Annotated in this window: 7 protein-coding genes and 2 pseudogenes; 3 read left to right on the forward strand and 6 right to left on the reverse strand. The window is 67.1% G+C overall.

Going from position 1 to position 12225, the window contains the following annotated elements; all coding sequences use genetic code 11:
- Nucleotides 1-1108 precede the first annotated feature (1108 nt).
- Both ltrA and AB0M29_RS44155 read left to right on the forward strand, forming a co-directional pair.
- Nucleotides 1109-2578, forward strand: a complete 1470-nt coding sequence (gene ltrA, locus AB0M29_RS44150; protein ID WP_365393274.1) for a group II intron reverse transcriptase/maturase — start codon at nt 1109-1111, stop codon at nt 2576-2578.
- 188 nt (nt 2579-2766) lie between these two features.
- Nucleotides 2767-2916, forward strand: coding sequence for a hypothetical protein (locus tag AB0M29_RS44155; RefSeq protein ID WP_365393277.1), 150 nt, complete (start codon nt 2767-2769; stop codon nt 2914-2916).
- A 530-nt stretch (nt 2917-3446) separates the two neighbouring features.
- Here AB0M29_RS44155 and AB0M29_RS44160 read toward each other — a convergent pair.
- From AB0M29_RS44160 to AB0M29_RS44180, 5 genes and pseudogenes are all read right to left on the reverse strand, one after another.
- Nucleotides 3447-4690, reverse strand: a protein-coding gene (locus tag AB0M29_RS44160) for an IS3 family transposase (protein WP_365393280.1) whose coding sequence is annotated in 2 segments (ribosomal slippage) — nt 3447-4357 and nt 4357-4690 — 1245 coding nt in all. Because the reading frame shifts where the segments join, the coding sequence is not laid out codon by codon here.
- Between the two features lie 112 nt (nt 4691-4802).
- Entirely contained in the window at nt 4803-5639 is an 837-nt protein-coding gene (locus AB0M29_RS44165; RefSeq protein WP_365393283.1) for an SDR family oxidoreductase, read from the reverse strand.
- Nucleotides 5632-8526, reverse strand: coding sequence for an amino acid permease (locus tag AB0M29_RS44170; RefSeq protein WP_365393286.1), 2895 nt, complete (start codon nt 8524-8526; stop codon nt 5632-5634). The genes AB0M29_RS44165 and AB0M29_RS44170 overlap by 8 nt, the downstream gene beginning before the upstream one ends.
- A gap of 167 nt (nt 8527-8693) precedes the next feature.
- Nucleotides 8694-8807, reverse strand: a pseudogene (locus AB0M29_RS44175) (IS5/IS1182 family transposase); the annotation flags it as partial.
- A 457-nt stretch (nt 8808-9264) separates the two neighbouring features.
- The gene (locus AB0M29_RS44180; protein WP_365393289.1) at nt 9265-10311 is read right to left on the reverse strand and encodes a porin PorA family protein; all 1047 of its coding nucleotides are present in this window, start codon (nt 10309-10311) and stop codon (nt 9265-9267) included.
- Nucleotides 10312-10675: 364 nt separating this feature from the next.
- Between AB0M29_RS44180 and AB0M29_RS44185 the strand changes: the two are divergent.
- Nucleotides 10676-11388, forward strand: a pseudogene (locus AB0M29_RS44185) (IS110 family transposase); the annotation flags it as partial.
- Nucleotides 11389-11875: 487 nt separating this feature from the next.
- Here AB0M29_RS44185 and AB0M29_RS44190 read toward each other — a convergent pair.
- A complete protein-coding gene (locus AB0M29_RS44190) occupies nt 11876-12094 on the reverse strand; it encodes a hypothetical protein (RefSeq protein ID WP_365393292.1) in 219 nt (72 codons plus the stop codon).
- Nucleotides 12095-12225: the final 131 nt, after the last annotated feature.

Below are 12225 nucleotides of genomic sequence, written 5' to 3' on the forward strand. Positions count from 1 at the left end.
AGCCTGAAGAACTCCCATCATCGCAGGTCACAAGGCACTTTCTCGTTCCAAGAAGAGTTATCCACAGACATCGAATCGGTGGATCAAGGCTAAGCCAGATGATCACGAGGTGGCCCATGCCTGCTGCTGCATCCTCTCCCGTCCCTGCCGTGTTGATGAAACTGGGGCCGCTGGACACCGGCCGGATCGCCGACCTGCGCCCCTACTTCGACTCCGTGCCAACGCCCACCGTCAGCTCGCGGCCCTGCCGTGGCGGGACATCGCCGTCCCACACACCGCCTCCGGGACCGGGCACGGTCGGCGTGAGTCCCGCTCAATCAAGACCTGCGGGATCGCCGACGAACTCGGCGGAATCGCCTTTCCCCACGCGGCCCTGGCCATTCGCATCCACCGCCGCCGCAAGCAGACCGGCACATGCGAGACCCGTGAAAGCGTCTACGCCGTCACCAGCCTCGACGCCCACCAAGCCGGCCCCGCCGACCTGGCCGCCGCGATTCGCGGGCACTGGGCAGTGGAGGTGCGCCATGAGGCGCTTCGTTTCCGGACGGGGGTGAGAGACCCCCGGCGCCCGGTTGTCGCAGCAGCCGGGTGAAGCAGAGGGCAGCCGTCATGCCGTAGGAAGCGTGGGCGTGGCGGTGGCAAGCGGCCCTGACACCGTCGGGACGTGCGGGTACTGCCAGACCGTGCGGGTCCGGCCAGCGACTCACGAAGGGATACGAGAGGAACCGGTGCTTGACGCCTCGTTAGCCAGAACCGCTCTCAAACCTGGTGGATATGGGGCGGGACTGCGGTGCGAGCCGGGCTGTTTCGACAAGCAGGCTCCCGTCCGCCACGGCAACCAGCTCTGGCGGGCAGGCCGTTGCGTGTGTCTGCGGGCGCGACGGAGACCGCCGGGGTATAGCCGGGTCCCTCCCGTGAGAACCGGAACGAAGTGAACATGGGAACCACGCAGGGTCTGCCTTCCCCGTTTCCCGGCCGGGAGACGGGTGGCAGGCGCGCTGTCCGCTGTCGGGCCCTGCGTGGGACGGAGCGGCCGTAGTACTCCGAGGACGGTAACGCCGTCCGCATGGGGAAGGGCCGCAGCGAGTCAAGTAGACGAGGAGAGGAAATGGCAGGAGATACGCCGGGGAACCCCGGCGTTCCAGAGGCTGCCGCTTATGCGGCAGCCTCGCGGGTACTGCGGATTCAGTCCAAGCTGCACGATCGGGCAATGGCCGGCCCTGGCCGCGTGTTCGATGATCTGTTCAACCTTGTGGCAGATCCGGCGTTCCTGCTCGAAGCATGGCGCCGGGTCAGGACGAACAAGGGAGCGCGGACAGCCGGTATCGACGGCTGGACCGCTCCGGGGATCGAGGCGTCCGAGCGTGGAGTGCTCGGGTTCCTCGACCAGATCCGTGCCGACTTGAAGGCGCGGACGTTCGTCCCCCTGCCCGTGGCCGAGCGCATGATCCCGAAATCCAACGGGAAGATGCGCCGCCTGGGCATCCCGACCGCGCGGGACCGCGTGGTGCAGGCCAGCCTGAAACTGGTGCTCGAACCGATCTTCGAGCCCGGGTTCAGCTCGTCCAGCTACGGCTTCAGGCCCGGCAGGCGAGCGCAGGACGCGATCGAGGACATCATCCACCATGCCCGCTCGGGATATGTATGGGTGTTCGAGACCGACATCGCCGCCTGCTTCGACGAGATCGACCACACGGCCCTCATGGACCGAGTGCGCCGACGCGTCGGCGACAGGCGGGTCCTCCGGCTGGTCAAGTCCTTCCTGCACGCAGGAATCCTGACAGGGGAAGGCACCCTGCGGGACACCGTGTCGGGCACACCGCAAGGCGGAATCCTGTCCCCGCTGCTCGCGAACATCGCCCTGGGCGTGATCGACGAGCACTTCGATGCGAAGCGACGAAGCCTTTCCAAGGAATGGCACCGGCGCCGCCACCGCCGCGAAGGAGGCGCGACCTATCGGCTCGTCCGGTACGCCGACGACCTCGCCGTGATGGTGTTCGGCACCCGGGAGCACGCTGAAGCGCTCCGCGAGGAAGTCGCAGGCACAGCTGCCACCATCGGGCTGCGCCTCGCCGAGGACAAGACCCGAACCGTCCACATAGACGACGGCTTCGACTTCCTGGGCTGGCACATCCAGCGCCACACCCAGTGGGGCTCCAGCCGCCGCCTGGTCTACACCTATCCCAGCGACAAAGCCGTGAAATCGGTCAAGTCCAAGATCAAGGCGCTGACCGGACGACAGACAACGAACACCGACCCCCGCACGGTCTTCATCCTCCTGGGACAGGCCCTGCGGGGCTGGACCGCCTACTTCCGCCACGGCGCATCCAAGATCACTTTCAGTGAGCTGGAACACTACCTGTGGCACCGAGTGTGGAAGTGGCTCCGCCGACGCCACCGGCGCAGGAACTGGAGATGGATCGTCCGCACCTACGGCAACCCCCGCAACCGGTGGGGCTTCACCGCCGACGGCGTGGACTTGTTCAACCCCGCGAAGGTACCCATCCAGCGATACCTCTACCGGGGCAACACCATCCCCACCCCGTGGTCCGCGCGACCAGCCCAGGCCACCGCCTGAGGGACTCGTGGAGAGCCCGGTGCCGGGAAACTGGCACGCCGGGTTCGGGCGAGCGGTCAGGGGAAACGCCCGCCGGAAACGGCGGAACCGCGCCCCTGGCCGACTCGTACAACTCCTCGCACCACATCGGGGATGTCACCCTCGCCGAGGACGCCTCCACCGTCCACGCCGGGACCTCACCACGGGCCATGGCGGCCCTCCGCAACCTCGCGATCGGCGTGCTGAAAACCCTCGGAGCCGACAACATCACCAAGACCACCCGAGCGATCCGCGACGAGCCAGGGCGAGCACTCCCCATCCTGGGCATCACCAACAATCCGGACGCCTACGGAACTTGATCAAGCCCTGCACGTGGGGGCCCCGCCCATCGATCTGCGGCTCTTGCGCAGGCCCGCCTTCGTCCGGCGTGAGGGCCGACGCGCTCCTGCTTAACGGCGCCGCCGTCGGGGTGCCGCCTTCGGGATCGTCCTCGTGAATCCGCCCGTAGCGGGTCCTGACCTCGCGCCTGTTCGGCCGGAGAACGCTGGAATGGCCAGCGGGGCCGTGAACACGTTCCGGCGACTCGGGTACACGTTCGTCATGCCGCTATCGGCACGGTCGCGACCGGGTCGGTACGGGTATTCACACTCATACGAAGCCCCCACCCCGACGCGGCTCACACGGCTGCGCGCACAGGACGCACGGCCCAGCCGAGCGAGGCGGGACTGCCGCTGCGATGACGTCGGAGATTGACCGCGCAGCCCGTCGGAGGAGGCCGGCACCGTGAACCTCCTCCGGCGGGCCGGCGCCACTACCGGCCGACCGCGCACCGCGAAGTCCGGCGACCAGACGGGGGTTCCCCCCGAGAAGTGGACACCGGTTCGTGTGCTTATGCGGCAAGTGTGAGCGTAGCTGAGTGCTGTGCCTCGTATGCGACGGGGCTCAGCTGGCCGTTCTTCTTGTGGCGTCGCCAGGTGTTGTAGCGGGCGATCCAGCGGAATACCTTGAGGCGGCAGGCGCGGGGTCCGTCGTAGCGGCGGGCGCCTTGGAGGGTCTCGCGCTTAATGGAGGCGTGGAAGCTCTCACAGGCGGCGTTGTCCGCGCTCGTGCCGACGGCGCCCATGGACTGCGTGACGCCCAACTCCGTGCACAGGTCGGTGAATTCCTTCGAGGTGTACTGGGCTCCGTGATCGCTGTGGAACACGGCTGCGGCCAGGTGGCCGCGGGTGGCCGCGGCGTGCTTGAGGGCGTCGGCGACGAGTTCGGTGCGCATATGGTCGGCGATGGACCAGCCCACCACCCGGCGGCTGAAGCAGTCCAGGACGGTCGCCAGATACAGGAACTCGCCGTCCCCGATCGGCAGATAGGTTATATCGCCCATGTACTTCACGCCCGGCTCGGCGGCGGTGAAGTCGCGCTTGAACAGGTCCGGCACCACAGTGTTCGACGGCTCCGGGACCGTGGTGCGGACCTTCTTACGCAGGTGCACGCCGACGATGTTGAACTTGCGCATCACGCGGGCGACCTTCTTCTCGTTGATCTGCATGCCGGCGGTGTCGCGGAGCTCGGCCGTTACTCGCGGGGAGCCGTAGGTGCCGTCCGACTCGGCGTGGACGGCCTTGATCTTCGTCGCCAGGGCGGCGTCCGCGCGCTCCCGCGCGGCGCGGGCAGTCCTGCCCTCGCGCCACTTGTAGAAGCTGGAGCGGACGACGTCCAGAACCTGGCAGAGCCGCTTGACCGGGTAGGTCTCGCAGTGGTCCTCGATGAACTGGAAGCGGCTCGTCACCAGGTCATCTCTGAGGCGAAAAACTTCGTCGCCTTGCGCAGGATGTCCCGTTCGGTGGCCAAGGTGGCGTTCTCCTTGCGGACGGCCCTCAGCTCGGCCTCCAGTGCCTTGATCCTCGCTGCGAGCTCATCGTCGGCCTCGGCGGCCGGGGTGGTGCTGGTCACGTTCTTCCTGGTCAAGCCGGTGGTGCTGCCGCCGCGGGCGCGGTCGGCGCGGATCCAGTTCCGCAGGGTCTCCGCGTTGATCCCCAGGTCACGCGCAGTCTGCGCGATCGTGAGATCCGGATCCGAGTGGAACAGCGCGACGGCGTCGGCCTTGAACTCGGGCGAATAGACCTTCATCACCATAGATGGTCACCCTCTCCCGACCCCCACCGGGGCCGGAGTCAAGGTGTCCACCACTCGGGGGGAGGCCCCGACCCTTTGCGTCTTCAACGCTGTGCCAGCGGCTCGCCCTGACTCACCGATAATCATCCGGGTTCAGCCCCTTGCGGCGCAGGTACCTGCGCCTGCCACGCAGGCCGATGGTGTTGGCTGGGCCAAGCAGCGGAGCGATGAGCCAGGGGAAGCTTTCCAGGAAGCGCACGAGAATCGAATCGCTGTAGGGCAGATAGTGCTCGAGGCGTCGCTTGTGCTGTGCACGTTCGAAGACGTCCGCGACGTCCTCGACTGTGCTGACCTTGCCGAAGAAGTTGAGCAGGCTGCCGCCGTGGGTGGCTTCGTGCATCAGCATCGGAGTGTCGACGGCGCTTGGGTAGATGCCGCTGACGGCCACGCCAGTTCCGCGCAACTCGGCGCTGAGTGCGGTGAGGTAGGCGCGAAGTCCGGCCTTGGCCGCGGAGTAGGCGGCCGAGCCGGGCAGCGCGAGGATTCCGCCGGTCGAGACGGTCGCGATGATGTGGCCGTTTCCGTTGGCCATGAAGACGCGCGCCGCGCTCGCGGCCAGCTCGCTCACCGAGCCGAGCATGACGTCGAGTTGCAGTCGCAACTGCTTGGTCGTGGTGTCGACGACGTCGGTGGGGATGATGATTCCCGCGTTGAGATAGACCAAGGCGAGCTCTGCGGACCATTCGTGCTCGATGCGCTCGGCGAGCTCTTGGACCGCGTCGCGGTCGGACAGGTCGCAGGCGACTGGTATCGCAGGGGCTTCGGCCGCGGTGGCGGCTTTGTCCGCGAGCTCCTCGTCGCGTTCGACGCAGATGAGGGTGTAGCCCTGTTTGGCGAGGCGGCCGCAGACGGCTTCGCCGATGCCTCCCGCTGCTCCGGTGACCAAGGCGAGTTTGCGCTGGCTAGACATGGGTGCCCTCCTGGGCGGCACGCGGTGCCGATGTGCCGGCGTCGGGCAAGGGTTGGAGCAAGCTGTCGTAGGTGTGCTCGTCGATGTCGAACCAGCCAAACCGGTCGCGCAGCTTGGCGAGGTAGGCCATGTACGTCGTGCGTTCGACGTAGTTGGTGTGGCGAGCGCTGTCGACGTACTGGACGCCGCCGCGCAGATCTGGCGTGTCGGTTCGCTTGAGCTCGGTCAACTCCTCCTTGTGCAGGCCGGTTTCCCGCGCGTTGATATCGATCACGATCAGTTGTGCCATCTCATCGAACCGCTTGTAGGCGGCGTCGGAGAATTCGACGAAGCCGAGCACGTAGAGCGAGTCGAGTTCGCGGGAGAAGATGTTCATGTAGAGCTGCGGATGGCCCTGCTTCCAGGTGAGCAGTTCGGGGTCGAGGAAGGGCATCTTGTAGTCGTAGCCGGTGGCGAGGATGATCTCGTCGATCTCAACTTCGCTGCCGTCCCGGAATACGACACCTGTCTTGGTGAGGTGATCGACGTCCGGCTTGGCGATCAGGTCGCCGTGCGCCAGGTGGTGAAGCACCTGGGTGTTCATGATCGGGTGGCTGGAGAGGGCGTCGTGGTCGGGCGCCGGCAGGCCGTACCTGGTGAGATCGCCGACCATGGCGTCGAGCATTCCGTTGACGTCGCTGGACATCACCACCCCCTTCGGCGGCTCGAGCTTCCCGGTCAACAGTGCGTCGGTCGGAAGGCCCGCGATGTGCTTGGGTACGAAGCGGTATCCGCGGCGCACCGACAGGTACGCCTGTTCGGCGTTCCGAGCGGCGTCACATGCGATGTCGACTCCTGAATTGCCCGCCCCGACGATCAGCACCTTCTTGCCACGCAGTTCCAGGCCGTCACGGAAGGTCACCGAGTGTCGGACCGGGCCGCAGAAGACGTCCTGGCCGGTCAACGTGACCGCATTGGGATGCCAGGTGACGCCGGGGCAGCAGATCAGTCCGTCGTACTCGTTCACCGTGCCGTCGCTCAGGACGACGCGCCAGCGGTCACCGGGAATGGGTTCGGCTGAGATGACCTCGGTGTTGAACCGCACGTGCCGATAGAGGTCGTACTTGCGGGCGGTGTCGCGGACGTAGTCGCGGATCTGCCGCCAGCGAGGGTAGTCGGGGAACTCAGTCGGCATCGGCGCGCCATAGAAGCCGCTGGTGTACTTCGAGCTGATGAAATGACAACTCTGGTACATCGGGCTGCCGTCGAACTCGATGTCCCAGATCCCGCCGAAGTCCGGATTGCGCTCGTACCAATCGAACGGGACACCCTCGCGCAACAGCGACCTGGCCATGACCATCCCGGAGGGCCCGGCACCAACGACGCAATACCTCCGGCTGTAGGCCGGGCGCTGGTCCGGCGTGCGGGTATCGGGCCGATGCCGGTCGGCTGTCTCGGCGAGATGCGCGTAGGCCAGGGGACGGCGGCGGCGCAATCGGTCGGCCGCGGCGAACCCGGCTACCGCGGTCACGACGATGAGGGCCGGCACGGCGTTCACGCACGGGTTGGTCGATCCAGTGAGCGCCCCGTAGTGGATCGATGCGAGAGTGAACGCCGTACCGAGGCCGAGCACACCGGCACCAGGAGCGATCACGCCCGAGAAGAACGGGCGGTCGGTGCGTCTCCAGAAGAAGACGGCGACGGCAAGTGCGGTGGTGGCCTGCACGAGGACGATCGAGAGAGTGCCCATGCCGATGATCGCCGCCGCGATCACCTGGTACGGATCGGCCCCGGCCATCCCCATCCCGCCGACAACGACGATGGTGACCACGGTGACGACCGCACTGGCGATGTGCGGGCTGCGGTGCGCCGCGTGGTATCGACCGAGAGCGCGAGGGGCGACCTGCTCCCAGCCGAGAACAAACAGGTAGCGGCTTGCCGCGTTGTGCAGCGCGATCCACGAGGCCAGCACGCTCGTGCACAGCAGCACCGCGGCCGCGTCCTGCAGGGCGGCGCCGCTGTACTGCTGAGCGAGGGTGAAGACGAGTTCGCCGAGATCCTGGCGGGCCCGGGCCGGTGCCGCCGTACCACCAGCACCGCCGATGACGATCCACGCAGTCAGCACGTAGAACACCGCGATCACGCTGACCGATATGAAGAGCACCCGGGGAATCGTGCGGGCCGGATCCCGCGTCTCCTCCCCATACAGGGCTGCGGACTCGAACCCGACGAAGCTGACGAACGCGAAGACCAGGCCCACGCTGAGCGAGCCACCCAGGACTTGCGCAGGGGAAAAGGACTGCGCCGGGAACGCGCCGCCGCCCTTGTTCCCCACGACGAACACGTCCAGCACGAGCAGGACCGCGAATTCGAGCACCATCAGAACGCCGAGGAAGCGCGCTGAGACATCGGCGCTGCGGAAGCCGAACCCGGCGACCACTACCACGCCGACCGCGGTGAACACACCCCATGCCACATGTACGCCGACCTGCGCAAGCACGAGCGATGTGAAGTACCCGAAGACGGCAGCCATACCGACGGACGAGGCTAGATAGCCCAAGGTCGCCACGTACGCGGTGGCGATGCCGACGCGCTTGCCGAGCGCTCGCGCGGCGAAGAGATAGAACGCGCCGCCCCCCGCGACCCGCTTGCTCATCGCCGCGTAGCCCGCCGCGAAGCACAGCAGAACCGCCGCTGCGACGACGTACGCCGCGGGGAGCGAGATCCCGTTCCCGCGCACTAGCGCGAGCGGCTCGTTTCCGGCGATCGCGGCCATGGGCGCTGCGGCGGCGATGACGAGGAACACGACGCGGCGGGTCGAGAGGACCTTTCGAGCGGCAGCCTGCTCGCCCGGTGGCGAGGCCGACCGCTGCGGCGTTGGGCTCCCCGTGCGCGTGCTATTCGACATGGGCCACCTCTGCTTGGGCTCGTCGTCGGAGAAGGTAGCTGAAGCATACGCAGGCGACTGGTCATCCGACCAGCATTTCCGGTCAAGTGACCAATGAATTTTGGTTCTGGGCCAAACTGGCGCCCAGCGCCCGCGAGCCGCAGGCCTTATCGCCCAGGACCTGCCGCGAACTGCGGACTGTCGCCGCGATGCCCGGCGGTGAGCACCAGCGACATCAGCTTCTGCCCCTTCTCGCAGGCCAGGTGCTGCTTCGTGGTCCAGCCACCGCGCGCCCGGCCCAGACCGTGGTCGGCTGGCTCACCGTAAGCCGGTTCGACCTGCGCCATCGGATCCCGCAGGGCACCCGCGGCGTGCTAATGGGCTCGCACGATCGTGAAAGCCACCGACACATCCCAGCCGATCAGCCCGGCCGCATCGTCCCGGACCTGCAACCCGGTCACGATCACCGCCCGGACTTACGGCCCACCGCCAACAACGCCGTCCACTGGGCATCGGTGAGATCGAAACGGGCGCCGGCAGGTACCGTCCGCATCCGAGGTCTCCGGTGTGGTGGCAGTCATCTTGGTCGACGACTCACCTAACGAGACCTCACGCATGCGCACACTGCGACACTCCCCCGCGACCACATCGTGACCAGCAGCACCACCGAACCACTTACCAAGCAGGTGGCGCTAGGAGCCGCCCGTACTCGTATCGCCATCTATGTCCTGCTGTCGTGTGCTGCGCCATCGCGGGACGTCAGGAGGAGGTCGAGTACTCCGACTCCTCGGCCGCGGCGCTCTCGGCCGCGGCGGTGGGCGGCTTGCGCCGCCCGGTCAGGACCGCGAGGACAAGCAGGAGCAGCGTCAGCACGCCGAGGGCTGCCGGCAGCACGGTGCCAAGCCACATCAGCTTGCTGTCGTCGTCCTTGGCCTTCTTCGCGTCCGCCGCGACCCCGGCCGGGGTGGAGTTCAGCTTGACCGTCAGTACCGACGTCAGCGGCACCTCGCCCACCGGGGTCTTCATCGCCGCGGTGACCGTCTCGGTCTGCTGCGACTCGATGGTCTCGCCGGTGGTCTGCTCGATCCAGGTCTTGGTCGTCGTCTCCGCGACGTAGGTCAGCGCCACGTCGGAGCCGTCCTTGGGCAGGACGAGCGCCAGGGCCGCGGCGTGCGCCCCGCCAAGCTGCTGCGCCAGGCCCTTGAGCACCAGTTGCGGGATCGAGGTCGGCAGCTTGGCGACGATCGACTGCTCCTTGGCCGGGCCCTTGGCGTCGACCTTGTAGACGTAGGTCGAGACGCCCGCGTGCTGCTCGCTGCCGGAGTACTTGGCCGTGGCCTGCGACTCCGTGGCGGAGTCCCACCACGGGTAGTCCTTCTTCTCCGGGCCGAAGGCGAAGCCGACCACCAGGCCTTGGTGCGCCTGCGCGTTGGAGCCCGCCGGCGGCGTGGCCTGCAGCAGGGTCTTGCGGTCCACCGCCCAGACCGAGCTGCCGCTGCCGACGACCGCGGAGGCCGGACCGGTCGTGGTCGTCGTGTCCGACATCACCGCGGTCCCGCCGTGCAGCGACACCGTCTTGTAAGCCTCGTCTGCGGTGAAGGGCACGTCCGTGGCGAAGGCGTGCGCCGGGCCCCCGGAGGCGACGGCGGTCTGGTCCAGGAACGAGGCCGTCCCGGCATAGTGCTCCACCTGGGATGTGCTCGACTGGACCTGCTCCTGGCTCGGGACGAGGACGAAGCGGATCGCTCCGGCGGCGACGCCGGCGACCACGGCCCCCGCGACGAGGACGATGGCGGATTTGCGCATGCGGGACTCCTTGGCTCGGACGGAAATGGCGGGATCAGGGGACAAACCGTTCACGCGCGGGACGCCCGCCGCCGTGGTGGCCGCCGTGCAAGAACACCTTCGAGGTCAGAAAGCGCGACCAGCCCCGCACTCCCAGTAACGTCCACTACACGCTGAAAGTCACCAAGCACCCCACTTGACCTGCAACAACACGCTAAATCACCGGCATTTCGGGTCAGAAGACACTTTCGCGTTTCCGATCAAAATCCGGACGCCGCGCCAAATGAAACACGCAGGTTAGGAATTGCGAATGATCGCTCTGTAGGGAATCGACAGCGCGGTCGTCCGTGGGAGGCATCAGCAGCACACCGCACGGAGGGGCCACATGGCAGCGATCTGGGCCGGCATCGACGCCGGAAAAACCCACCACCACTGCGTTGCGATCGACGACAGCGGCCGCCGGCTGCTGTCACGCCGCATCGTCAACGACGAGCCCGAACTGCTCCAACTCCTCGCCGATGTCCTGGCTCTCGGCGACCACGTGACCTGGGGTGTTGATCTGGCCGTCGGCGGGGCCGCCCTGGCCATCGCGATCCTCCTCAACCACGACCAGCTGGTGCACTACATCTCCGGCCGGGCCTCCGAGACCTACCGCGGCCAGGGCAAAACAGACGCCAAGGATGCCACCGTCATTGCCGATCAGGTTCGCGTCCGCCGCGACCTGCACCCCTTACGCCCCGACGAGCAGCTCACACCGACCTGAAGATCCTCACGGGTCGGCGCATGGACCTTGTCGCCGACCGCACCCGCACGGTCAACCGTCTCCGAGCCCAGCGCACCGGCGTTTTCCCCGGCCTGGATCGGGCGTTGGATGTGACCAACGCGGGCCCGCTCACCTTGCTGACCGGCGACCAGACTCCGGCCGCCATTCGCCGGATCGGCAGCAGGCGGCTGGAGACCTGGCTGCGTAACCGTCACGTCGTCCGCCCGGACCGACCCGCCGAGATCGCCATCCAAGCCGCCGAACGCCAGCACACCAGCCTGCCCGGCGAGAAACTGACCGCCCAGCTGGTGCGCACGCTGGCGAAGGAGGTGATGGGTCCGCGTACTCTCCGATGCGGCCGGGCCGGTAGGCGTTGTCAACTTTGACGGAGCATTAGATGATCAAGACGGGACTCCGTGCCCTGCACCTATGAATCCACGGGCGGAGGACCGGCTCGGCGCGTCACGTGCGGGGTCTGGTCGAGTATTTACTTACGGCGCCGTGCACGACTGAGGTGGGGTCGTGGTGGCCTGGCGGGTTGGCTGGTGGGTGGTTTACCGCTCGGCGGTGCGGTCGGAGACGAGGCCGGCGATGGCCAGGCGAGTCTGGTCGTAGTACTCGCGGCATCCGAGGTACCGCTGGAGAGGCCGCCACTGCTTGTGCTCGGCATTGGCGTGCTCGACACAAATCCGCTCGGAGGACTGCTGTTTGCGCGCCGCCTCCCATGCTGTGATCTCCTCGGCCGAGGCGTCCTTGCCAGGCTTCTTCGGCGGGGCCTGGACCTGGGTGGGGAACCGTTTGGCCAGTCCCCGGTATCCGGCGTCAACTCGGGGCGTTGACCTGCGGGTACTGCTCGAAGAGGGCCTCGATACCTACGGTCTTCACCGCCGTTTGATCGCGCATCCGGCCGGGTCGGATAGCGCCCGTCCACAGGGTGCGGCCCTTGTCGTCGGTGATGACGGTGGCCTTCTTGGTGTTCTGCCGTATCTTGCCGGAGACGAACGCTCGGCGGCCCGGCCTGCCCGCCTTCGGACGCCGCACTCGCACTTCGGAGCCGTCCAGGCGCAGTTCGACGCCCTTAGCCTTGATCCACCGATTCGATGTCTGTGGATAACTCTTCTTGGAACGAGAAAGTGCCTTGTGACCTGCGATGATGGGAGTTCTTCAGGCTT

The sequence above is a fragment of the Streptomyces sp. NPDC051976 genome (assembly GCF_040680795.1).
Lineage (GTDB): Bacteria > Actinomycetota > Actinomycetes > Streptomycetales > Streptomycetaceae > Actinacidiphila.

Bases quoted from the DNA above. Each gene is read 5' to 3' on its own strand.
- ltrA (WP_365393274.1), top strand. From the start codon at position 1,109: ATGGCAGGAGATACGCCGGGGAACCCCGGCGTTCCAGAGGCTGCCGCT.
- AB0M29_RS44155 (WP_365393277.1), top strand. From the start codon at position 2,767: ATGGCGGCCCTCCGCAACCTCGCGATCGGCGTGCTGAAAACCCTCGGA.
- AB0M29_RS44165 (WP_365393283.1), bottom strand. From the start codon at position 5,639: ATGTCTAGCCAGCGCAAACTCGCCTTGGTCACCGGAGCAGCGGGAGGC.
- AB0M29_RS44170 (WP_365393286.1), bottom strand. From the start codon at position 8,526: ATGTCGAATAGCACGCGCACGGGGAGCCCAACGCCGCAGCGGTCGGCC.
- AB0M29_RS44180 (WP_365393289.1), bottom strand. From the start codon at position 10,311: ATGCGCAAATCCGCCATCGTCCTCGTCGCGGGGGCCGTGGTCGCCGGC.